Here is a 25,265-nt window from a genome sequence, read left to right on the forward strand (position 1 = left end):
ATTAGAAAGTGACATTACTAAAGACATAATAAAATGTGTCTTTATCTAAATTATTGTGTCTGGAAACCAATGCATTACCATCCAAGCGCGCTTCCATCCCAAATCCCATTGTCGCTTTAGAGTATCCACCTAACGATAACTTGTAAGATAGCCAAGTGTTGAGATACTCATAATCTTTTCCATTTAATTTTTCGCCATACCAATAATAACCATTTAAAAACCATTGCTCCGTTAATGGCTGGCTGCCGAAAAAAGACATCATCACAGGAGATGTTGAATCCAGTATTCTTTTATTATCCGTTTGTGTGTCTTGATAAGCATAGGTGAAACGCGTCATTGCGCCAGAACGAAAACGCCAGTCCAATTCAAACTCTACGCCGTTAATGTCAATATTTTCCACTACGCCCTCTTCAAGGGCTGCATCGACGCCACCTTGAGAGAAGTATTTTCGACTAAGTACCATGTCCTTAATTTCATCATGGTAAAGTTTAGCGTCTATAGATAAACCTTGGCCTGGCCAGTAATGGTAATAGCCAATTTCATAAGAGGTGATTTTTTCAGCGTCTTCCCCCTGATCAGCGTAAGTTGTGTAAGAACTTTCACCATTAGACAAAACATAATGCCATTTAAAATACTGATCTGATAAATCAGGCGTTCGGATGGCTTTTGATACATTGAATCTAACCGCCTCTTGTTCAGATATTTTATAAGTGACCCCAAATTTTGGAGATAAAAACGTCCCACCCATTTGCGTATTTTCTAGCATGGCACCGGTATTTATTACCCAGCTATTACCCATTCGGTATTCCATATTAGAAGATAAACGAAACACTTCATCGCTCACCTTCCCAGAAAAGTAATGCTCAGAGTTCGCTTCGTCTAAACGATAGCCAGCCGCCGAGATGACACGCAAATTATCCGATACTTCCCAAGTGCTCTGTAACTCAATGTCTTGACGCGTTTCGACTAAATCCACTACATACGAATCATATACATTGGTAACGCTGCTTCCACCAAAAAAAGCGGCATAAAAGCCGGGGGTCAATACAACAGAATGGTATTCATTTTGATCCGCTCGATCATAGTAATATTGCACCTTAATCTCGTGATTTGAAGTCACTTGCTTACTGTAACTCAGCTTTATGTGTTCGCGATCTGTCTGACGCACTGGATCATTAATGTCATATGATCCTGCTGCGTATTCGGATGGATCGATATTGGCCTTTAAACTACTTGCTCCAACATCTAAATCAAAAAAACTGGTCGCCGTTTCTTTCTGAATAAAGACATTTCCCACATTAGACCCATGTCCATCATGACGTTCTTCACCATCATTATCCGTATCAAACCCATCAACATTATTAGTGGAGACGGAAGCACGATAACTCCAATCACCATTCAAACCGCTGTGCTGGCCATATAATCGATAATCGCCACGCGCGCTAGAATACGCAGAAATGCTATCGCCCAACGTTTCTAGCGGAGAACGAGTAATGATATTCACCACAGCGAAAAAAGAATTGATGCCGTAACTCGCGGCATTTGGACCGCGGTTCACTTCTACGCGTGCTACATCCTCAATATTCAGAGGTAACGTTGCCCATTCAACTCGAGCCTTACCAGCACTGTAAACCGATCGGCCATTGACCAATACTTGAATTCGTCGGTACTCCTCTAACTGAGTACCATGATAGGAAACAATTTTCTGGCTGGACGCCTTATATGGAAAAACGGCAAAACCTGGTACAAATTGCAACAGGTCTTCAACGTATTGCATATTAATACGGCGGATAAAATCACCATCTAATACAGACAAAGAAGAAGAGACATCTACCCTTGGTTGAGCGATTTTGGACGGGGTCACCACAACCGGAATACTATTGAAGAAATCATCATCGAAACTGGAATCCAACACACCCAAATCGAAAGATAGATTTTCCAACTCCGCCCACGCATTCAATCCAAACAACATACAAAAAACAAAACAAAACCAACGCATCATCATATAACTACTTCAACCTATAACCATCAGCTAGATACGTTCCCAATATACGCACCTCTTCAGAAAAGAAGCGCAACTCTTCAAGCGCTGCCTGCATTTCAGAAGATTGAAAATGCGCTTCGACATCCACATAAAACTGAGTTGCCGTGAAATTTCCGTTCACCATATAGCTTTCTAACTTCAGCATATTAATGCCCTGAGTGGCAAAACCACCCATGGCTTTATACAGCGCAGCGGGGATATTACGAACGCGAAACATAAACGACGTAATGTACGTTCGCTCATCTTCGTAAACGGGCATTTTTTGCTGACGTGAAAAAACTAAGAATCGGGTGGTATTTCCCACCGTGTCATTAAAGTAGGTTTTAAGGACATTCAGACCGTACAGTTCGGCCGCTAGTTCCGATGAAATCACCGCTAACCCAGGCTCTTCAAATTCTGCAATGTGCTTCGCGGCACCCGCGGTATCGTACATGGCCTGACTTTTTGCTCCCAGCGTTTTGATATTCGTATCGCATTGTGCCAACGCTTGTGGGTGACTACCAATTCGAGTGATTTGATCTAACGTCATGCCATGGCGAGCAATCAAACAATGGTTTACTGGCTCAAAATGCTCTTTCACAACATAAAGTTGAGTGCGCTTTAGCTCTCTATAAATTTCTTCTACTCGACCCGCTGTCGAGTTTTCAACCGGAATCATCGCGTAATATGCGTCGCCTCGTTCCACCATTTGTAAGGCATCAAAAAAGGTGGCACAGTGAATGCTCGTCCAATCAGGGAAAGTATGTTTACAAGCAAGGTGCGAATACGCTCCAGGCTCGCCTTGGTAAGCAACGACCTGCATTGCATCCAGCGTAAGATGTTGTTCTGGCATAGTGGAATAGGTTCTGTGATATATTTCTTTTACAGTAACAAATAGCCGTTGTTATATACACAAAAATGACAATTCCCAGCGCACCAATAACCACTAATTGAATCAACCACTTTATGCTAAAGAAAATATTTATCTTATTGGTAAAAGGCTACCAGTTTTTAATTAGCCCTCTTTTAGGGAATAACTGCCGGTTCTATCCCAGCTGCTCACAATATATGATTCAGGCGATTGAGCGATTCGGCGTTATAAAAGGAGTTTATCTCGGCGTGAAAAGACTGTCTAAATGTCATCCGTGGCATGAAGGAGGCATGGATCCTGTGCCTCCATGCCATTGTAAAGAAGACAAAACAGACAACTAATTATTGATCGTCGTCATCTGTAATTTTAACTCACTGGCAACCAATACCGCTTGCGTCCTATTATTGATTTCCAATTTTCGAAAGATAGCCGTGATATGCGCTTTCACGGTGGCTTCGGATATCGATAATTCATAAGCAATTTGCTTATTTAACAACCCTTCGTGTAAATAACACAGCACTTTATATTGCTGAGGAGTCAGTTCCGCGACTCTATTTTGCATAGATAAATCAGGCTTAGGTTGATTCGCCACTTTTAGCTTGAGGTATTCTGGAAGCCAGATATCTCCCGCTAAAATGGCATGAATGGCTTGCACGTATGTTGCAGGCTCACTGGTTTTTGGAATAAATCCCAATGCACCAGCGTCAATCACCTTCGCCACCATAACACTGTCTTCGCTGCCAGAAATAACAGCAACAGGCACATCAGGGAAATCTTTACGAATCCGAATAAGCCCATACAATTCACCACTGCCAGGCATATTTAAATCCAGCAGCAGTAAATCAAGCTCGGTTTGGTTTTCTAAGCATTGTAAGGTTGAATCCAAATCATGAGACTCAACAATCACAACCTCTTGCATTTCTGCCCGTAGCGCACCACTCAGCGCGCTACGGAACAGAGGATGATCATCTGCGATAACAAGTGTAATCACTGTCTATCCTTTTTAAATGTGTAAACGCTCACACATTTAAACGGTTTTCGATTAAATCATCAACCACACTTGGATCAGCCAATGTACTCGTGTCGCCAAGCTGATCATGTTCGTTCGCCGCAATCTTCCTTAAAATTCGACGCATGATTTTACCTGAACGCGTTTTTGGTAAGCCTTTACTAGCCCACTGGATCAAATCCGGCGTAGCAATCGGGCCAATTTCCTGACGAACAAACTGCTTCAACGATTTTGTCAGTTCTTCATCGGGCGTCACGCCAGCAATCGCACTGACATAAACATAAATACCTTGCCCTTTGATATCATGAGGATAACCAACGATTGCGGCTTCTGCGACAGAAGGATGAGCCACCAAAGCACTTTCAATTTCTGCTGTACCAAGACGATGCCCAGAAACATTCAGAACGTCATCCATACGGCCCGTAATCCAATAGTGACCATCTGCGTCTCTTGACGCCCCATCACCCGTGAAATACATACCATCAAAGGTACTAAAATAAGTTTGTTCAAAACGCTCATGATCACCATAAACGGTTCGAGCCTGACCCGGCCAAGAATCAGTGATCACCAAACCGCCATCAACCTGAACGCCTTGTGCATCAAGCAACACGCCTTGAGCATCCACCAGCGCAGGTTGCACACCGAACAAAGGCCCAGTACAAGAACCCGGCTTAATATCGCCTTGCACAATACGTGGCGTCATCATCATGCCGCCTGTTTCAGTTTGCCACCATGTGTCCACAACCGGACAAGAACCATTGCCGATTTCCGCGTAATACCAAGACCATGCTTCTGGATTAATTGGCTCACCGACGCTGCCCAAAATACGCAAAGAGTCTCGCTTACTGGTACGCGTCGCTTCATCGCCTTTCGACATCAAAGCGCGAATCGCAGTCGGTGCGGTATATAAAATGGTCACGCCAAATTTATCGACGACTCGACCAATTCGACCAGAATCTGGGTAAGTTGGTACACCTTCAAATAAAATACTGGTCGCGCAATTGGCTAAAGGCCCATAGACCATATAGCTGTGGCCTGTGATCCAACCAACGTCCGCCGCACACCAATACACATCATCAGGTTTAAGATCAAACACCAATTCATGCGTCATTGCAGCATACACGAGATAACCGCCAGTCGTATGAACAACCCCCTTTGGCTTGCCCGTTGAACCAGACGTGTAAAGTATAAAAAGAGGGTCTTCTGCGTTCATTCGTTCCGCTGAGCAATCGGTACTTTCATTAGCAACCGCATCAGCCCAATCCAAGTCTCGGCCATCAAACCATGGTGTTTCTTTTTTGGTGTAGCGGTAAACCAGAACGGTTTCGACAGAAGGACAGGCGTTATTTTCCAACGCCATATCAACATTGTGTTTAAGCGGAATCGTGTTACCTGCTCGACGACCTTCATCGGCGGTAATCACTAACTTCACTTCACAATCATTAAGACGATCGGCTATCGCATGAGCAGAAAAACCACCGAAAATAACGGAGTGAATCGCACCGATTCTGGCACACGCCAACATGGCGTAAACCGCTTGAGGAATCATCGGCATATAAATAGCGACTCGGTCGCCTTTTTTAACACCTTTGCGCTTTAATAGATTCGCTAAACGACCGACTTCGTCGTGCAAGGTTTGATAAGTAATCGCGACTTTATCACTGCTTTCGGTATCCCCTTCACAGTAATAAGCAACTTTGTTTGCTGATGTGGCTAAATGGCGATCGATACAGTTATAAGCCACATTGAGCTCACCGTCTTCAAACCATTTAATATTGACATGACCGCGTTGAAATGACGTGTTTTTCACTTTGGTATAGGGCGTAATCCAATCTAAACGCTCCCCTTCTTTTCCCCAAAATGCGTCAGGGTTTTCAATCGATTCTTGATAGCGTTTTTCAAATTCTGCTTGACTCACATTGGCATTTTTTGCCGCCTCATTTGAGGTTGCGCTATATAATGACTTCATAACCCGCTCCATTGTTAAATTTGTTATTCGGATGCTGAACTACTATAACTCGCTAGACAGACCAATCTATTCCACTTTAGTCTTATTATGAAAACAAACACTTACACCAACCTTCCTGCCTTAACAAAAAACGGCAAGCAAACTTCTTGTTTTTGATTGGGCTTGGACCATGCATCTCTAAGAATAGGAGACGCTTTTAATAAAAAGTCATCACCGCTTTCTTTTATTCGTAACTGAGAAGAAGACCAGCTTCGAATAAAATCCAGTGTTTGAGTGACAGACCAATGGCAACGCAATTCAAAGCTCGGGACATCAATCACCTCAAAAGGAAATTCAATATCACGATACTGATTCCACAGCAGTCTACTTTGAGGAGGCCAATAGGGTTCCAAATACGGCAACACCTCTTCCGCAACCACTCTGTCTTCCACTTTTCCTATCTGCAGCCAGTTGTATCCCCAACAAACAAAAATCCCACCTGGCTTTAGAACGCGACGAACTTCCTTCCAAAAGGCCTCTAAATCAAACCAATGCAACGCATGCGCCACACAAACAACATCAAAATAGTCGTCAGGGTAGTCCGTTTTTTCCGCGGGACAAACTTGATAGTTCACCTTACGGTGAGGCGTCGCGCCCGTCACCTGAGATTCACTGATGTCCGATGCTTCCACTCGTTCAAAATAAGCCGCAAGGTCAACTGAAGCCTGCCCGGTACCACAAGCGCAATCCCATACCACTCCGGTCGAATCGACTTGCTGGGATAACCAGTAATACAATTCGGCCGGATACATCGGTCGTGTTTTCGAATAAATTGTCGACGTTTTTCCATCAAAAGTACGCATAAAACCCCTGAACTAAATGACATTAATACCTGAACAACGCCATTAAGGCTTCAAGCAATTCCAATGCAGTCAACTCATCAAATTGACTAATGAGATAACACGCCGTGTTGATCAAGCACTCGACGTGCTTCTTCTATTCCCTTAACTCTAAATGCCTGCATTCCCAGTGCGTTTGCGGTATCGATATTCACTTGATTATCATCAATAAATAAAATGCTTTGTGGTATAACTTGCAAGCTGTCGATCACATGCTGGTAAATGGCTTTATCCGGTTTCACAAAGCCAACCATGTGAGAAGCATAATAGCTGTGAAATTTACCAGCAAGCCCCATTTCATCCATTAATCTCGGCCAATGGGCCGCATTTGTATTGGATAAAATAGCACGATGATATTCAGGTTTCACCGATGCTACCAAGTCTAAAGCACCCGAAAACAATCCTTTTGGCCACGCTTTAAAAGACGCCTTAAAAACATCTTTATTCGTTGCACTGCCCACTTCTTGTAGTAAATTTTCAGCAAAGCGGTCAAATGTGATTTGACCAGAATCAAACGCTGCGACCGTTGGTGACTGTAACCATTTCAGCCACACATCAGACTCTTCACCTTGCGTATTCAACATAACATGCATTTCAGACACGTCGCCTAAATCGACCAAGACATTCCCTAAGTCAAACAGTACAACACGAATATGACGATCTTGTTCCATAATTTCTTTTTCCTGACTCATCGGCAATTTTTTGCTCATGAAAAAAACACTATCATGCAAAAAGACCCGTTAATGGCTATATTTACTCACTTACATCATAAGCAATTTTTTGCTTATCTAGAAAGGCCAACCATAAGCAATAAACCGCCAATATGTGAATAAAAAAAGGAAGTACGCTTACAGAGAAAGAAAAAAACCTTATATATCAAACCATTATGCTTTTGGCACGATAATCGCTATAAGCTAATGGAACCAACCCCACTAACGGAGAAAAATAATATGAAATTGGGATTTGTTACAAAAACTATTCTTACAAGCGCGACAGCAGCCGCTATCGCACTTTCTGCTACTGGCGTATCCGCCGCAGACAGCCGCAATTATATCTTAGCAACAGCATCCACTGGTGGTACTTATTACCCTGTTGGTGTTGCCATTGCGACCTTAAGCAAAGTGAAGTTAGAGCCTAAATTCGGCCTTTCTGTCTCTGCAATCAGCTCTGCTGGCTCAGGTGAAAACATCAAACTATTACGAGAAGACCAAGCGCAATTCGCGATTCTACAAGGTCTTTATGGCGCATGGGCTTGGGACGGCGAAGGTCCATTTAAAAGCTCTGGCAAACAAACTGAGTTACGCTCTGTTTCTATGCTCTGGCAAAACGTAGAACACTTTGTTCTTAAGTCTGATCTTGCGAAAACAGGTACGGTTGCCGATCTAAAAAGCCTTGAAGGCACCAACAATAAGTTCTCTATTGGCAAAAAGAACTCAGGAACAGAAGGCTCTGGTCGTCAGCAGCTTAAAGGCTTAAACATCGACCCTGACAAATTCAGTCTTGCTTATATGGGTTACGGTGCCAGCGCCGACGCCATGCAAAACGGCAATATTGAAGGCATGAACACACCTGCAGGCGTGCCTGTTAGTGCGGTAACGCGTCTTTATGCGTCCATGGGCGATAAGGTCAAAGTACTGGATTTCACTGACGAACAAATCAAAGAAGCAAACGGTAACTACGAGCTGTGGACGCGTTATGTCATTCCAGCAAACACTTACCCAGGCCAGACTAAAGACATCAATACTGTCGCTCAGCCTAACTTCTTAGCCGCTCGTGCGGATTTGTCTGAAGATGATGTGTATCAATTGACCAAATCTCTTTATGAAAACTTACCTTACTTAAGTGCGATTCATAAAGCGACATCCGTTATGTCTATTGAGAAAGCTATTTCAGGCCTTCCAGTACCACTTCACCCAGGCGCAGCGCGTTACTACCGTGAACGCGGCATTAACATTCCTGCTCGCCTAATCGCAGAGTAATATAGTCACTCTTGTTATCGCGCCGTACTTCTGTACGGCGCTTCTTTGCGTTATTTGTTTTTTGCACACATAAAGGTAGCTTGTCTATGACTGCTTCATCGCAACCAGCCGCACCTCAAGAAATCAATCTTGAGGAATTTGAAACCAAACACCGCTCTGGGCCTTGGTTAAATCGCTTTGTTTTTACGCTCTCCATTTTCCTAGCGGTTGCTCATATCTACATCAATACCATCGCTACATTACCAGAACTTTGGGTTTCAGCCTTTCATTTCGCGGGCTTTGGTACCTTATGTGCCTTACTCATTCCAGCCAATCCGAAATGGCGCGAAAGCAAAATCGCCATGTTATGCGACGGTGCCATTGTGCTCGCCTTAATCGGGATGGTGCTTTACATCATTTTCTTTGAAGACGCCCTCTACGCCAGAGGCGTGACATTTAACAATGCCGATTGGATCGTCTCCAGCGTGACCGTTCTTCTCGCGCTTGAACTCATTCGCCGCACAAGTGGTTGGTTTATTCCTTTCCTTATCATCATTGCACTTACTTACGTCGTGCTTTGGGGGCAATGGCTTGGCGGCATGTTTACCTTTCCTGGATTGAGTGTAGAAACCTTACTGTACAGAAGCTTTTTTAGCACCGACGGTATGTTTGGTTCCATCTCTCGAATCTCATGGAGCTTTGTCTTCATGTTTATTTTATTCGGCGCCTTTTTAGTGAAATCCGGTGCTGGCGACTTTATTATTGACCTGTCTCGATCACTTGCCAGTAAGATGATTGGCGGACCCGGTTTCGTAGCCGTTCTGGGTTCTGGCTTGATGGGTTCGGTTTCAGGCTCCTCTGTTGCCAATACCGTCTCCACAGGGGTTATTACGATTCCTCTGATGCGAAAAGCTGGCTTTCCCGCTCGATTCGCTGCTGGTGTAGAAGCCGCGGCGTCAACCGGTGGGCAATTGATGCCACCAGTGATGGGTGCTGGGGCGTTTATCATGGCGTCGTATACCCAAGTGTCCTACGTCACCATTATCAGTGTCGCGGCCATTCCAGCCTTGTTGTATTTCCTTTCAGTTGGTTTCTTTGTACGGGTTGAAGCCAAACGCAGCAAGGTAATTGCAACAGAAAGCGATGACGCCGTTAACATGTCACAAGTACTAAAGAATGGCTGGCATCACATCGTGCCATTGGCGGTTCTCGTCACATTATTGGTTCAAGGCTTCACACCAACTTACGCAGCAGGAATTAGTATTCTTGCTGTTATTGCCGCGTCGTTTTTGTCTAGCAAACACAGAATGGGCCCAGCGGCCGTACTTGATGCCATGGCACAAGGCGCTAAAAACATGTCGACCACCGCGGTTTTGCTCGTCGGTATTGGCTTGGTGGTTAACGTAATCAGTACGACAGGCGTTGGTAACACCTTCTCACTGTTGATCACGAACTGGGCGGGGGGGAGCCTTTTCTTCACCATCATCCTTGTTGCAATTGCGTCTTTGATTCTCGGCATGGGGTTGCCTGTAACAGCGTCTTATATTGTTTTGGGTACGCTTTCTGCGCCAGCCTTGTTCAATCTGATCGCGGAAGGGCAACTGCTGGATATGATGTCTGCTGGAAGCTTACCGGAAGCCGCAAGCGCGATATTCATGCTGGTCAATCCTTCTGCTATCGCGACGTTAGCGCAAGGCATGCCAATGGAACAAGCGCAGGCTTTGTTAGCGCAAGTGCCAGCCGACTTTAAAGGCATGTTAATGGATCAAGCGTTAGGTGCGCAGAGCGTTGCAATGATTTTAGTCACCGCTCACATGATCATCTTCTGGTTGTCTCAAGACAGTAACGTAACACCGCCTGTCTGTTTAACCGCGTTTGCCGCGGCCGCCATTGCGAAAACACCGCCGATGTTAACGGGCATGACCGCTTGGAAGTTGGCAAAAGGGCTTTATATTATTCCGCTTCTTATGGCGTATACGCCACTGATCGGTGGTGATACCCAAACGCTTCTACACCTTACTTTCTTCGGCATCTTTGGAATGTACGCACTGGTCGCAGCGATGGAAGGCTATTTGGAAGACAAGCTGTCTATTGTGACTCGAGTGATCGCCTTGGCGGCATCCGCCATGATGTTGTGGCCAAACCTCGCTCTTTGGATTCAATGCATTGGTCTGGCCATTTTCCTAGTGTTGTTTGTTATCGGTAATAAATCGTACAAAAAGAACATGTAAGCAAGTCACTTCGAATCAAAAAAAAGGGCATCTCTTCTTATGAAGAAATGCCCTTTTTTATGGTTAGCGTTTGCACACTATGACAAGGTTAATCTAGCTCAGAATCGGCCCCTTGATCCGAACCATCCTCAGCGACCTGAACATCGTCTTGAGCGCCTTCCATCATGCCTTGCCAGTATTGAACATTCGCATTGTATTCGGCCCGTTTGTCAGCCGGAATAGACTGGGTCGTTGGAATATCAGTGGTCATTGGATTAACAGGACGACCTCTTATGTGCAGTTCATAATGCAAATGCGCGCCCGTTGTTCGACCAGTGTTGCCAGACAACGCAATCACTTGACCTCGTTTGATCTTCTGCCCCTTTTTAACCAAGATTTTACTCAAGTGAAGAAAGCGTGAACTATAAGGTCCGGTGTAATCAATAACGACGTATTTGCCTGCGTATTTGTGTGTCGCAACACGAGTGACCACGCCGTCTCCTGTTGCCAAAACCTCAGTGCCAGACGGCGTTGCCAAATCGACCCCATTATGTGGCGCGGGATGGCCGGTAATGGGGTGTAAACGGTGCGCGTTAAACGGCGAGCTAATACGATACTGTTTGTGCGTTGGCCAACGTAATAACGACGGCGTTAAACTGTTGCCATCTCGATCATAAAATCGACCATCAGAATGCAAGAACGCACTGTAAGTTTGTCCTTTCACCGTTATCTCTAACGCCTCTAACTGATCTTCTCCCACTTTAACGCCGTCAATGCTGCCACTTTTGATAATGACGCTAAAAGCATCGTGGACTCGCAGGTCTTTACGAAAATTCACCCGCCCTTTGAGAACATCGTGAATGAGTAAAATATTCGTATCTGACAAACCTACTTTTTTAGCAGACAAGTAAAAATTGCCTACAATCTCACTGTGTACGGCGTTATGAGTGTACGTTATAGGGGTAATGTGCTCTTCGTAGCTAAAGCCACCATTCTCATGACGAACATAAGACACACTTTTACTGATGTCGATTCGACGAGTCAGCTTCGTCAATTCACCGTCTTCGTCCAACTCAAAAGAAAACGCATCATTGGGTCTTAATGGTTCAAGTACCAAAAATTCTTGATCGGCTTCAAGCACCGCATACATAGACTCACTCGACAGCCCTAAACTCGCAAAAATACGCGCCAAGGTATCGCCGGATTTAATGACGTATTCTATGGAAGGGATAGGTGCGATGACTTTTTCTACGTTCTGCAGAGGGTCAGTGGTAATTAGCGAATCGTAATTATTGTCTTCGTCCGTATTTAGACTCGGCGCTACTTTGCTCGGCGCTGTTGTGCTTTTGCTATTGTTGGCACTTGGTATTACGTAGTCATCTGGATTTTCAGTGGGCGATACAAGCGCTCTATAAACAAACAACAAAACAACAAAAACAAGACCAATGATCGATAACCAAGCTCGCGGGCCTGACAAAGCCCAACGCGAAAGGCGGGTAATAAACTGCATAAATATAAAACTCATTAAACAAAAAGTGGCTCACAGAGAACCTGACTGCGTGCTAACGTTCTGGTCGCACACGTTCTCGATTTATGACAAAAACAGTCCCACACTTTGTAACATGTGTTTTTTCCTTGCCACTGTTGGAGTGCGAATAATCACAGTCCGTACCCATTTCAGCGATTGTTTTACACAATCAATACGAAACAGGCATCTATAGCGTATTTTTTGGCGTAGAATACGGCATTTTACCCCCTAAAGAAATACTTAAGCCTTTGAAACCATGGCTAATCTTGCTTATTTTTTAATCATATCGTTCCACCCTCAAATCCGCGTGATGATCTTAATCAAACAAGCGTAAAATCATTGGACGCTCATAGTTGCGCTACGTAATATAAAGCTCGTCTTTTTTCACGGATTAGATTCAAGCTTATGTCAGAGTCGCCTCTTTCTTTTACCCATTACCGACCGACTACTTTTGGCCGTTGCGACACACCACAAAACACCTCAGCGCGTTTAGAATCGGCCGACCTTGTTGAAGAAGTTCCTTTGGCCATTAGCATTAACGACATTGCATACGCCGTCATGATGGTCACACCTGTGCATTTAGACGCATTTGTCATCGGCTTTTCTCGCAGTGAAGGCATCATTGAGCACCTCAATGAAATACGAGACATCGAAACACAACACACCCAAACATCACCAAACATTGACAGCATCGCGATCAACCTAGAACTAAGCCCGCGTCGCCTCGCTCAATTTAAACAAAAAAAGCAAACACACCTTGGCGCAACCGGATGTGGCTTATGTGGCATAGAGTCTTTGGCCCAAGCGATTCCGATACTGCCGACACTGCCGCCAAGCCACTCCGTTCAAGAAACCACCTTGCTCTCATTACGACCGCGCTTAGCGGCACACCAAATACTGGGTAACAAAACCGGTGCGGTTCATGCGGCATTGCTATTATCGCCAGAAGGAGAACCTATGATGTGCATGGAAGACATCGGACGACACAATGCACTGGATAAAGTCATTGGTTATGCCCTTCAGCACGATATAAACTTACACAACCACAGCGTATTAATGACAAGCCGATGCAGCACAGAGCTGGTTCAGAAAGCCGTTCGTGTCGGGCTTTCCAGACTGATACACTTAGCGTCACCTAGTACGCTTGCCGTGAAGCTCGCTCAACATTACGGACTGACACTGATACATTTACCAAAGCAGGATGCGCCTCGAGTATTCGCTTCTTCATTCAAGTTAGAGGGAACAGACGATGAGTAAAAAAACCGATTTTTACACGCCATACAAAGGACCGGCTGGCGGATGGGGAGCCTTACAAAGCACAACCAAACATTGGCTACAAAGCGACAATGCCGTCCGAAACATCAACACCTTACTCAAAACCAACCAGCCACATGGCTTTGATTGCCCAGGTTGTGCTTGGGGTGAAAAACACGATCCGGCCAAAATACGCTTTTGTGAAAACGGTGCGAAAGCCGTTAACTGGGAAGCCACATCACGTAAAGTAGACGCCGCTTTTATGGCAGAGCACAGCGTAAGTTGGCTAAATACTCAGAGCGATTACTTCCTTGAATACCAAGGTCGGCTCACCGAACCCATGCGTTACAACCGAGAAACCGATCACTACGAAGCGATTTCTTGGGAGCAAGCTTATCAACACATTGCCGACACACTAAAAGCCCAATCAAATCCAGACAACGTCGCGTTTTACACGTCCGGTCGAGCCAGTAATGAAGCGGCGTTTCTTTATCAATTATTTGCTCGCGCTTATGGCACCAATAACTTTCCAGATTGTTCCAATATGTGTCACGAAGCCAGCGGTTATGCGCTCACCAGCAGCATCGGCATTGGCAAAGGCACGGTAGAAATTGACGATTTTGAACGCGCTGACGCGGTCTTTGTTTTCGGTCAAAATCCGGGAACAAACCATCCACGCATGTTAGAAACATTAAAAGAAGTCGTGCAACGTGGCGCGCACTTGTTCAGTTTCAATACCTTGCACGAACGTGGGTTAGAGCGCTTTCAAAACCCACAAAATCCCATTGAAATGCTCACCAACGGTTCAAAGCCCACCAACACCGGTTATTTTTGTCCAAAAATTGGCGGTGACATGGCCGTCGTTCGCGGTATGGTTAAAGTCCTCATCGATTTAGAAGCCGAGGCACAGAAAGAAGGGGACGCGGTTTTTGATCACGACTTTATTAATGAACACACTCAAGGTTTAGACGCCTATCTTGAGCAAGTAAAACAAACGCCATGGGCTGAAATTCTCCAACAGTCGGGCCTGACAAAAGAAGAAATCACCTACACTGCAACCGTGTATGCCAACGCCAACAGCGTGATTATTACCTGGGCAATGGGCATTACTCAGCATCATCATTCCGTGGCAACTATTCATGAAATGGTCAACCTAATGGCCTTGCGCGGCAATTTAGGCAAACCGGGCGCTGGCGTTTGTCCTGTTCGTGGTCACAGTAATGTTCAAGGCGATCGAACCATGGGCATTAATGAACGCCCTTCTCAGGCTTTTCTGGATGCTCTGGAAAAACGTTTTGATTTCACGCCACCACAAGAACACGGCTTAGCGGTTGTCGACACCATTCGCGCGATGCGCGATGGCAAAGTGGGTGTTTTTATCGCACTGGGTGGAAACTTCGCGGCGGCCACCCCAGACACTCAAGCCACAATGCACGCATTAACACAATGTCAGCTTACGGTTCAAATCAGCACGAAACTGAACCGCTCTCACCTTGTAACAGGTACAGAAGCCATCATCTTGCCTTGCCTTGGTCGAACCGACATTGACCATCAAGAAAAAGGCCAACAAAAAGTCACCGTGGAAGATTCGTTCAGTATGATTCACGCCTCTGGCGGCGTATTAGAACCCTTGAGTAAAGAACAAAAATCCGAGCCTGCTATCGTCGCAGGATTGGCCGCTGCAACGTTAGGGAACTTCCCAATCGATTGGATGGAAGCCGTTGGCGATTATGACATTATCCGTGAACACATCGCGGCCGTTGTGCCCGGCTTCAATGATTTCAACCAACGCATATTGCAAGACGGTGGCTTTTATCTCGGCAACAGCGCGAGAGAAAGACATTGGAAAACACCGGCAAACAAGGTGATTTTGCACACGCACATATTGCCTGAATCAATATTGCCAAAGCGTGCACAAGACTTGTTATCGGACAAAACTTTGATCATGCAAACCCTACGTTCACACGATCAATATAACACCACAATTTACGGTATGAACGATCGTTATCGTGGTATTAAAGGCGAACGTAAAGTAGTCTTTATCAACCCAGCAGACATACAACGTTTGGGGTTTGTAGAAGGTCAAAGCGTCACTCTACGCTCACTATGGGATGATGGCGTAGAACGCAAAGTTAGCGGTTTCAAGCTGGTTCCTTATAGCATTCCGGCGGGCAACATCGCGTCGTATTATCCAGAAACCAATCCTTTAGTACCTTTAGACAGCCATGGTGAGTTCAGCAACACACCCACGTCTAAAAGTATTGCCATCGAACTGGAAGCCTACGAAGAAGAAAGCAACGGCATCGCGGTTTCCTCGCTTTAACACAGAGCCACTGAGTCTGTTTTTCATTGCGATAAATAGACTCAGTGACGTAAGTCGTTAGTGTCATTTACTCTATAATTGAGACGCTCCTTAACGGCAAAGTTAATGTCTGCGAACTATTGAAATTAGCAAATAGTGTGGACGAATCAGGTTTGCTGTGCTTTTATTAAGCAAAAGAATAATAAAATATTCACCAGAGGACTCAATATGGAAAACGCATTCATCATCGATTTTTTTCATCTAACTGCGGTTGCCATTACTGTAATTTGCTTTTTGGTTATCAGTGGAAAGCGCGTCATTGAACTTTGCTCAGCAACAAACTCAAACAAATAACGCATAAAAAAAACCGAGCAAATGCTCGGTTCTATTCCTTTTATATTCTGCATTACCAATGTCTAAGCTTCTTGAGAATTCCGCATTTTCAACCTAATTTGATCTGGAATCCGTTCCGATGCAAGACTGCCAGATTCATTCACACACGCCCAGACTCGCTTCTCCCAACACTCAACCGCTAAGTCACCGTCGTTAAACAATCGATGACGAATGCTAAAACTCGCGCGCCCTACTTCTATTACTTCGCTTTTAATGACGACGTTATCACCATATTTAGACGGTTTAAAAAACTGAGAGCGTGTGTCCACCATGGGAAAGCCCACGCCTTTTAGTTCATCTCGAATATACCGAAGAGTGAAACCCATTGCTTCGAATAACGCCCCCGTTGAAACATCAAAGAAAGCGAAATACCGTGGGTAAAAAACAATGTCCGCAGGGTCACAATCGCCCCACTCAATTCTTTGATGCCGTTCGTTGCTAAACATACAAAAACCCTCCGTTATAACGCAATCACAGATTTCGCAATCGGTTCTTGATACAGCAACGCCACTTGGTCTTCTCGATGATCTTGCACCGCACGTTGGTTCAACGAGCCTTTATCGGTCACTTCATGATGATTAATGCTTGGCGGCGTTGCTTGCAATGCAATCCGCGACACCACCGTTGAACCGCCTGTGCTTTGTTGATTAAAATCGGCCAACTTCTGTCTGAACGCTTCTATCACCGCAGGGTGCTCGACCAGCGCTTCATTCGTGATATCAAGATCATGAGGCAAAATGGCTCGGCAATGCGCCCAATCAGGAAACACCATCGCCGTAATGTAGCCACGGTTCGTGCCACACAACACCGCGTCTTGTACGAAAGGCGCAAACGCACTGATAAACTTCGCTCGCAAGGTCCCTGCGCTGACCCACGTACCACTGTCTAATTTAAAGTCTTCCGACACACGGCCATCAAAACGAAAGCCTCGCTGCGGTGCTTTTTCATCCAAATACGCAAACGCATCCCCAAGGCAATAATACCCCTCGTCATCAAACGCTTTTGCAGACAACTCTGGTTGTCGCCAATAACCCGGCATCACCGTGACGGCTTTGACTCGCGCTTCCAACTTGCCTTCGTTTGGCACCAGCTTGATGGACACACCTGGCGCTGGCACGCCAATCACTCCCGATGTGGATTCTTCCACCGACGCAAAAGTCGCCGACGGCGCGGTTTCAGTGCAACCAAGCCCCGTCAGCATGGGAATCTTCTTCCCCGTATATTGAATCGCCAACGCATCAAGATCATCCCAAATATGTTGCGCCAAGCCTGCCGCCGCAAAAAAGGTAAATTGCAAACGAGAGAAGAACTTCGTGGCCAACTCGTGATCCACTCTTAAACTCTTAACCAATAATTCAAACCCTTTTGGCACATTGAAATACACAGTAGGCGAAATTTCAGCAAGATTTTGCAGGGTTTTATCAAACAGTTTTTCAGTAGGTTTGCCATCGTCTAAATACAAGCTGCCGCCGTTGTACAACGCGATGCCAATATTATGATTACCACCAAAGGTATGGTTCCAAGGAAGCCAATCCACCATAATTGGTGGCTGATCTTTCAAAAACTGCATCACCTGATGAATCATCACTTGGTTCGCACAAATCATGCGCTGGGTGTTAATCACCCCTTTTGGCATGCCAGTGGTACCAGACGTGAACAGAATCTTAGCAACGGTATCACCGTCGACCTTGGCGTTTTCAATATCCACTTGTGTCGACATGGGGTGGTTTAAAGAGGATTGAAACGACATGGTTGGGTTGGAAATTATCTGCGGTGTCGTATCGCCTTTAATCACCACAACTGGAATGTCCGTATCATGACAAACGGCATTGATCGCCTTTTCATATGGCGCTAATTCGTCCACCACAATCAAGCCCGGCGTTAACACATCAAAGATGCCTTGCAGCTTGGCATAATCCGTCGCGATCAAAGAATAAGCAGGCGACAATGGCGAATGTGCAATGCCAACGTACATGCCAGCCAACGCCAACATAAGATGCTCAATACTGTTGCCGCAAAGAAACACAATAGGACGCTCCGCCGACACAGGCTGTGTCAAAAGCCAAGACGCAATGTGACGAACACGAACCACCGCGTCAGAATAGGTAATATTGTCCCATTCTCCGTTTGCATCACGCTGTGCGACAAACACACGCTCTGGCGCTTCTTTCGCCCAGTATTCCAGCCGGTCTGTCCAACAACGTGCAAAATCATCAAGCGGCTTCCGACTGTTTATAATCTGCACACCCGAGTCATGTTTTATTACTTCAATGGGATGAGCGACCACTTTTATAGGGTGAAATCCTGCGTTCATTTTCTACTCCTCAAACCGCCATAATTATTGTTGTGCGGTTAGTGTTGTGATTGTGGCCGATGGACAAACACCACCAGCGATATTATTTTTATTCTCACATTGAAATACTGCGCTGTATTTCATGACGTCTAGCCATTTCATGACGCCTAGCCATTTCATTCGGCGAATTTATTGCCTTTAAAAAACATATTCTTGTAAGCCTAACGATTTCGACTCCACTGTTTGCAAGGCCGCCTTTGCTGTAGGCAAACGAAAGGCACCATAAAACTGCACCATAGCAATCAGATTTTGATAATAACCGTCGTCAATGTCGTCGCCCGCCAGCACCACGGCGTTCATCAATTGCCAAGCACAACACAATGTTCCCATCGCGTCTAAAAACGGCACAGACACACCAAGCAAAGAATCTTCTTCTTGACCAAGTAGCGCCTTATCAAGCAAAGAACGAATTGTCACAACGACGAGGCGTATTTCCTCTGCGGTTTTTGACAAAGCAGAATTGGCTTCCACTTTCGCGGCTTGATCATCAATCTCACAGAGCAAGGCCTTCAGTGCCAACCCTTGATCACCACGGACTTTGCGCATGAGTAAATCCCGCGCCTGAATACCGGTTGTGCCTTCGTAAATCGTCGTGATTCGCGCGTCTCGCATAATCTGCGCAACGCCCGTTTCTTCAATAAAACCCATGCCGCCAAACACCTGCACCACTTGGCCAGCCATGACATTAGCACGCTCGGTCGAAAAGGCTTTAAAGATGGGAGTAAGTAAGGCTATCCTAGCTTGCAGCGCGTTATCGTTTGTTGTGTCAGCACGGTCAATTTGCGCCGCAATTTGATAACCTAACGAGCGCAATGCAAAGGTCTCCGAGCGCATGTCCAATAGCATTCGCTTAACATCTGGGTGCTCAATTATCGCGACACGCTCGCCTTTTCCATTCGAGCCTTGCGTGCGCTCTTTGGCGTACTCCAATGCTGATTGATAACCCAACTCGCCAAGCGCCACGCCTTGTAATCCACAACTTAAACGCGCTTCGTTCATCAAAACGAACATGGCCATCAGACCTTGATTTCGTTCGCCGATCAATTCCCCAATACAAGCATCTTGTTCACCATAACTGATTGAACACGTTGGGCTGCCGTGCAGGCCCATTTTGTGCTCGATGCCCGTACAACGCACATCGTTAAACTTGCCCATTGAACCGTCTGGGTTCACACGATATTTCGGCACAATAAACAACGAAATACCGCGACTGCCTGCGGGCGCATCGGGCGTTCTTGCCAATACTAGATGAGCAATATTCTCGGTCAGGTCATGATCGCCATAAGTAATGAAAATCTTCTGGCCTTTGATCTGATAAGTCCCGTCGTCTTGAGGAATTGCCTTGGTCGTTAACGCCCCCAAATCCGATCCTGCGCTGGGTTCGGTCAGCGCCATCGCCACCGTCCATTCACCGGAAACGATATTAGGTAAATAACGAGCCTGTAGAGATTCACTCGCAAATTTCAAGAGAATCTCCGAGCCACCTTGAGCCAGCGCCTGAAACATGACAAACGCCAAATTGGCCGACTGCCACATTTCATTCACCGGCTGCGCAATGTATTTCGGCAAACCTTGTCCACCAAACGCCTCTGGCAACGCCAAACCAATCCACCCCGATGCGGCAAATTGCTGATACGCACTTTTCCAGCCAGCGGGCGTGATCACTTTTGTCTTTTGATCATCGTCTTTTTGAGCATTGCCCTCTTCGAATCGACAGCCTTGAACATCACCCACTTGGTTTAACGGCGCCAGCACACCAGAAGCAAACTTCGCCGCTTCTTCCATCACCGCATTCGCCAGCTCAAGATCAAAGTCGTCAAACGGCGCCAACGTGTCGAGTCCTTGCTGCTTATACGCTTGTGCCACCAGCCGTTGCATGTCTTGGTAAGGCGCTTGGTACGTCATCATAAAATCCCTTACTTCGCCGCCATTCGAATGGCGCCATCCAGACGAATGACTTCGCCGTTCAACATGCTGTTTTCCATAATGTGCTGAGCCAGTGCAGCGAATTCGTCTGGGTCACCAAGACGAGGTGGAAATGGCACGGATTCGCCCAAGGATTTTTGCACTTCTTCTGGCAACACATCCATCATCGGCGTTTTGAACAAACCCGGAGCAATGGTCATAACGCGAATACCAAAACGCGCCAATTCCCGAGCGATGGGTAACGTCATCGCCACCACACCGCCTTTTGATGCTGAATACCCAGCTTGACCGATTTGACCATCAAACGCCGCCGCAGACGCTGTATTAATAATCACGCCGCGTTCAAGGTTTGCTTCTTGCTCATTGTTTTGCATTTGATCCGCGACAAGGCGAAGCATGTTAAACGTGCCAACTAAATTGACCGAGATCGCTCGCTGAAAAGACGCCAACCGATGCGGTCCTTCACGTCCGACAACACGTTCTGCGCCCGGAATGCCGGCGCAGTTGATCAATCCGCTAATCGCACCAAACGTTTCAACCGCTTTGTTTACGGAATGTTGCGCCGATTCTTCACTGACAATGTCTGTCACGCACGCCAAGGCGCGATCGCCTAATTCAGCTTGAACGCGCTCTAATCCTTTTTCATTCACATCGGCCAATGTGACCTTGGCACCTAAACCATGTAAACGTCGCGCAACCGCTTCACCAATGCCAGACGCGGCACCGGTGACAATAAAATGTTTGTCTTGGATTTGCATATCAACCACTCCTATTCAGGCACAGAATTAAGATTTTTTACGGTTAAGAAACGCGTCAATACGCGCTTTGACTTCTTCGCTGGTTTGCGTGATGCCGCAAATTAATGACTCTGTGTACATGCCTTCTTGTGCCGACATATTGCTGATACGACTCAGCCCTGTGGTCATCGCCCAGTTAGAGTATTTGGAGTTTTTGCCAATGCCCTCAGCCAACTCAAAGGCTTTTGCCAAGGCGTCACCATTACCAACCACATAATGCGCCAGCCCAATGCGCAAACCTTCTTCGGCATTCACATCTCGACCTGTTAGCATCATTTCCGTCATGCGGCTTACACCAATCACGTTCGACACATTCACCGACGCACCGCCACCCACAAAAATACCGTGTTTGCCTTCCGGTAAGCGGTAATACGTACCTTCTTCCGTAACACGAACATGAGCACAAATCGCCAGCTCTAAACCGCCACCAATCACCGCGCCATGCATGGCGGCCACCACGGGAATACCCGACTCACGAATATGACCAAAAACGCGATGCCACATTTGAGAATGCTTCACCACTTGAAACGGTTCACGGGCTTTGTGCTCGCGTAAATCCAAACCGGAACAGAACTCAGGGCCAGCGCCAGAAAGAACAATGACATTCACGTCATCGGTTAAATTTAAAAAGACATGCTCGATCTCAAGACACAAACTGTCATTGATGGCATTTTTCTTTTCTGGGCGATTCAGTTGCAAATGCGCCACACCATTTTCTACGGAATAATGAATAAATTGATACGTCATCTTGGGTTACCTTTAAAAATTTTATTGAGCCTTTACACAACGCGACGAGTAAATACGCGGCTTACGAGAAAATACACGGCTTACGAGCGATGCTAAACACCCTACTTATCGACCTGAAACCTTGATCACCACGGCCATGCCAGTGTCACCTGCCGCACACCCTGTAAACAGGCCGTAACCACCGCCAGTTAATGCCAGCTCTTCAATCAGTTCAATGATCGCTCGCAAACCGGTTGGTCCTTGCGGATGGCCCCAAATAAGCGAACAGCCATAATTGTTCATTGTCATCACATCGACGTTCATCGCTTTTGCAAATGCCACGTCATTGACAGCAAAGGGGTTGTGGGTTTTGATCGCTTTGATCTGTTTAATGTCCACGCCTGCGACGGCAAGTGCACGCTTTGCAGCCTCAATCGGCGCGGCTGGCATGTAGGCTAAATCGTCTCTGGCTTGACCAAAACCCAGCACTTCAATTTTGATTTCAGGTTTGCTCGTCAACGAAGCAACGTCTTCAGAGCGGCAAAGCACCACTGACGCATTGCCGTCCGCAGGGTGCGTTTGATTGCCAAAAGTAATAACACCACCTTCTTGAATCGGTTTTAATTTCGCCAAGCCTTCCGGCGTCGTGGCAAACACCCCTTCGTCGCCGGTAATAACCGTGTCTACTTTTTTGAAGTTCGCCGTTGGCACAGACAAGGGCAAGGTCATGAAACGTTTTTGGAAAGCTTGATCGTCTTTTAAGGCGTCTTGATATTGCTCGTAACGTCGATACGTTACGGTGTCTAGTTCTTCACGGGTGATGTTAAAACGCTTCGCTACGTTTTCACCAGTTTGCATCATCGAATGACCGCCAATGCAGTCGTTCATCATGTTATATGTGACTTGGTCTTCTGACGAACCCGCTGGCCCTTTGGCATTCGGATAATATATGTGCGGCCCGTTAGAGCAACGATCGGCCGTCATCAAGAACGACACATTCGCCATACCACAAACAATTTCCGACGCGGCGGCAAACAAACCCCGCGCGCTCGTCGCACAGACTTGGTTGACCGCATGACCGGCAGTATTCACCGCACCAATCTCATATAAAGGCCAAGGCGCCCCGTTGAATGACTGATACTGGTTGATCGTCATGCCCAACACGCCGGAATCAAACACAAGCGGGTCAATATTACGCTTCGCCAATTCGTCTTTTGCCACATGCGCTGCGAACTTCATCGAATGCAAATGCTGTAACGAGCCCTGCCATTTGGTAAACGGCGTACTCCAATAAGCACCGTAAGGGATTTCGACATTCTTAATAGACATAGCCTTTCCTCTTTCTTTTATTCTTATTTTTTATTGCTGATCGGCCGATGCCATGATGTCGCCTAAACCGCCCCACTGCTCCGCAAAAATAGCGGTGGGCATGGTTTTAAGGTCATCGGCTATCATCGGGCGAAACGCCATCGCGCTCAGCACGTCTTTTTCCAAATCCAAACCCGGTGCGATTTCGGTGAGCACCATGCCTTCAGGACGCAGTTCCAACACGCAGCGCTCCGTAATAAACAGCACAGGTTTCTTATTTTTTCGCGCCAAATCCCCACTGAAAGTAATGTGGTCAACGGTGTTAACAAACTTTTGCACCTTGCCTTCTTGCAGCACAGAGACCTTGCCATTGTCATACGTCAATTTCGCGCCGTTCACCAAGGTGCCACAAAAAACGACTTTCTTCGCGCTCTGGGAAATATTAATAAAACCACCCGGCCCGACCACTTTCGGACCAAATTTGCTGACGTTTAAATTGCCTTTAATATCGGCTTGCGCCAACCCCAAAAAGGCAATATCCAAACCGCCGCCGTCGTAAAAATCGAATTGCGCTTCATGCTCAATAATCGCATCGGCATTCCACGCAGCGCCAAAGTCACCACCCGAAGCAGGAATGCCGCCGTATGTACCCAGCTCGGTGGTTAAGGTAAACAAGTGCGAGACTTTTTCTTCCGCCGCGATGGCCGCCACGCCATCTGGCATGCCGATTCCTAGATTCACCATGACATTGGCTTTTAGCTCCATCGCCGCGCGACGCGCAATCACTTTTCGATCGCTAAAAGGCATAGGAGGAAGCGCACTTAATGGCACCCTTGAATTGCCTGCTAATCCGGGGTTGTAAGTCGTCGTGATGGTTTGTTTGTGATCTTCCGCGGGCGCAACAGTGATGTAGTCGACCAAAACGCCGGGGACTTTGACGTCTTTAGGATGAATAGAATGACGTTCGGCGAGGTACTTCACCTGAGCGATGACAATACCACCGCTGTTTTTGGCCGCCTGCGCCATAGGAAGAATTTCGGCCAACATGGCTTCTTCTTCGACAGACAAGTTACCGTCTTCATCGGCAGTAGTTGCACGAATCACCACGACATTGAGAGGAAACTTTTTATACAGCAGCCACTCTTCATCCTCGATATCGATGCGTTTAACGAGGTCTTGCGTGGTGATGGAAGTGACTTTACCGCCACTAACGAGAGGATCGACATACGTTCCCATGCCGATTTTAGTGATTACGCCAGGTTTGTTTCCTGCAATCTGACGCCACATAGTGGTCAAAACGCCTTGAGGGAGCAAATAGGCTTCAATGGCGTCGTCAGTGATCATTTGCGCCATTTTAGGCGCTTGTCCAGTATGACCAGAGATAAGGCGCTTAACGAGATTAGGATACGCCATGTGCGACATGCCTGCGTCTTTTCCGTCACCGCAGCCACAATCATGGATCAAGGTTAACTGTTGCGGATGCCCTGTGCTGAGAAATCGCTGCTCGACGGCTTTGGCCACCGCTTCGGCAAAAAAAGACATGCCAACGGTTGACCATGCAACAGAGTCGCCATCTTTTATAAGACCCGCTGCGTGCTCCAAAGAAATAACCTTACTCATTTTATGCCCTCACATGTCTATTTTTATTGGTTTGTTTTGGGGTATAGAATTTATGTTGTACACCACAACTATTTTTATATCAAACGTTTTATGAAGGCTTGCTTTTTTTGAATATGCAGAGCAAAAATTTTATAAATAAG

Annotated in this window: 19 protein-coding genes; 5 read left to right on the forward strand and 14 right to left on the reverse strand. The window is 46.3% G+C overall.

From position 1 onward, the window contains the following. Position 1: 1 nt before the first annotated feature. Both D104_RS32770 and D104_RS32775 read right to left on the reverse strand, forming a co-directional pair. On the reverse strand, positions 2-1,972 hold the full coding sequence (locus D104_RS32770; RefSeq protein WP_235075943.1) for a TonB-dependent receptor plug domain-containing protein: 1,971 nt from the start codon (positions 1,970-1,972) through the stop codon (positions 2-4). 37 nt (positions 1,973-2,009) lie between these two features. Next, complete coding sequence (locus D104_RS32775; RefSeq protein WP_024024899.1) at positions 2,010-2,876, reverse strand: prephenate dehydratase; 867 nt, start codon at positions 2,874-2,876, stop codon at positions 2,010-2,012. 113 nt (positions 2,877-2,989) lie between these two features. Here D104_RS32775 and yidD point away from each other — a divergent pair, with 113 nt between their 5' ends. Further along, a complete protein-coding gene (gene yidD / locus D104_RS37250) occupies positions 2,990-3,235 on the forward strand; it encodes a membrane protein insertion efficiency factor YidD (protein WP_084546042.1) in 246 nt (81 codons plus the stop codon). Here the strand turns inward: yidD and D104_RS32780 are convergent. From D104_RS32780 to D104_RS32795, 4 genes are all read right to left on the reverse strand, one after another. Next, entirely contained in the window at positions 3,232-3,885 is a 654-nt protein-coding gene (locus tag D104_RS32780) for a LuxR C-terminal-related transcriptional regulator (RefSeq protein WP_024024900.1), read from the reverse strand. The genes yidD and D104_RS32780 overlap by 4 nt on opposite strands. 28 nt (positions 3,886-3,913) lie before the next feature. Continuing rightward, positions 3,914-5,872, reverse strand: a complete 1,959-nt coding sequence (gene acs, locus D104_RS32785) for an acetate--CoA ligase (RefSeq protein WP_024024901.1) — start codon at positions 5,870-5,872, stop codon at positions 3,914-3,916. A 101-nt stretch (positions 5,873-5,973) separates the two neighbouring features. Then, complete coding sequence (locus D104_RS32790) at positions 5,974-6,714, reverse strand: class I SAM-dependent methyltransferase (RefSeq protein ID WP_024024902.1); 741 nt, start codon at positions 6,712-6,714, stop codon at positions 5,974-5,976. Between the two features lie 86 nt (positions 6,715-6,800). Then, entirely contained in the window at positions 6,801-7,460 is a 660-nt protein-coding gene (locus D104_RS32795; RefSeq protein WP_024024903.1) for an HAD family hydrolase, read from the reverse strand. A 240-nt stretch (positions 7,461-7,700) separates the two neighbouring features. Here D104_RS32795 and D104_RS32800 point away from each other — a divergent pair, with 240 nt between their 5' ends. Beyond that, positions 7,701-8,729 (forward strand): TAXI family TRAP transporter solute-binding subunit, encoded by a 1,029-nt coding sequence (locus D104_RS32800; RefSeq protein ID WP_024024904.1) that lies wholly within the window; start codon positions 7,701-7,703, stop codon positions 8,727-8,729. 86 nt (positions 8,730-8,815) lie between these two features. Further along, the gene (locus D104_RS32805; RefSeq protein ID WP_024024905.1) at positions 8,816-10,939 is read left to right on the forward strand and encodes a TRAP transporter permease; all 2,124 of its coding nucleotides are present in this window, start codon (positions 8,816-8,818) and stop codon (positions 10,937-10,939) included. Positions 10,940-11,027: 88 nt separating this feature from the next. Here the strand turns inward: D104_RS32805 and D104_RS32810 are convergent, their stop codons facing one another. Continuing rightward, entirely contained in the window at positions 11,028-12,428 is a 1,401-nt protein-coding gene (locus D104_RS32810; protein WP_235075944.1) for a peptidoglycan DD-metalloendopeptidase family protein, read from the reverse strand. A gap of 423 nt (positions 12,429-12,851) precedes the next feature. On the opposite strand from D104_RS32810, the gene fdhD reads away from it, so the two are divergent. Both fdhD and D104_RS32820 read left to right on the forward strand, forming a co-directional pair. Next, entirely contained in the window at positions 12,852-13,703 is an 852-nt protein-coding gene (gene fdhD / locus D104_RS32815; protein ID WP_024024907.1) for a formate dehydrogenase accessory sulfurtransferase FdhD, read from the forward strand. Then, positions 13,696-16,023: an FdhF/YdeP family oxidoreductase gene (locus D104_RS32820; RefSeq protein WP_024024908.1), complete on the forward strand. Its 2,328-nt coding sequence runs from the start codon at positions 13,696-13,698 to the stop codon at positions 16,021-16,023. The genes fdhD and D104_RS32820 overlap by 8 nt, the downstream gene beginning before the upstream one ends. A gap of 395 nt (positions 16,024-16,418) precedes the next feature. Here the strand turns inward: D104_RS32820 and D104_RS32825 are convergent, their stop codons facing one another. From D104_RS32825 to D104_RS32855, 7 genes are all read right to left on the reverse strand, one after another. Continuing rightward, the gene (locus D104_RS32825; RefSeq protein ID WP_024024910.1) at positions 16,419-16,841 is read right to left on the reverse strand and encodes an acyl-CoA thioesterase; all 423 of its coding nucleotides are present in this window, start codon (positions 16,839-16,841) and stop codon (positions 16,419-16,421) included. 14 nt (positions 16,842-16,855) lie between these two features. After that, positions 16,856-18,709, reverse strand: coding sequence for a feruloyl-CoA synthase (locus tag D104_RS32830; RefSeq protein ID WP_024024911.1), 1,854 nt, complete (start codon positions 18,707-18,709; stop codon positions 16,856-16,858). A 177-nt stretch (positions 18,710-18,886) separates the two neighbouring features. Beyond that, positions 18,887-20,656 carry an acyl-CoA dehydrogenase gene (locus D104_RS32835; RefSeq protein ID WP_024024912.1) on the reverse strand — a complete coding sequence of 590 codons (1,770 nt, stop codon included), beginning with the start codon at positions 20,654-20,656 and terminating at the stop codon, positions 18,887-18,889. 8 nt (positions 20,657-20,664) lie between these two features. After that, on the reverse strand, positions 20,665-21,432 hold the full coding sequence (locus D104_RS32840; protein WP_024024913.1) for a 3-hydroxyacyl-CoA dehydrogenase: 768 nt from the start codon (positions 21,430-21,432) through the stop codon (positions 20,665-20,667). A 27-nt stretch (positions 21,433-21,459) separates the two neighbouring features. Continuing rightward, positions 21,460-22,218 (reverse strand): crotonase/enoyl-CoA hydratase family protein, encoded by a 759-nt coding sequence (locus D104_RS32845; RefSeq protein WP_024024914.1) that lies wholly within the window; start codon positions 22,216-22,218, stop codon positions 21,460-21,462. A 105-nt stretch (positions 22,219-22,323) separates the two neighbouring features. Beyond that, on the reverse strand, positions 22,324-23,526 hold the full coding sequence (locus D104_RS32850; RefSeq protein WP_024024915.1) for a thiolase family protein: 1,203 nt from the start codon (positions 23,524-23,526) through the stop codon (positions 22,324-22,326). A gap of 30 nt (positions 23,527-23,556) precedes the next feature. Continuing rightward, complete coding sequence (locus tag D104_RS32855) at positions 23,557-25,125, reverse strand: acyl CoA:acetate/3-ketoacid CoA transferase (protein ID WP_024024916.1); 1,569 nt, start codon at positions 25,123-25,125, stop codon at positions 23,557-23,559. Positions 25,126-25,265: the final 140 nt, after the last annotated feature.

Source organism: Marinomonas profundimaris (genome assembly GCF_000508165.1).
In the GTDB taxonomy this organism is placed as follows: Bacteria; Pseudomonadota; Gammaproteobacteria; order Pseudomonadales; family Marinomonadaceae; genus Marinomonas; species Marinomonas profundimaris.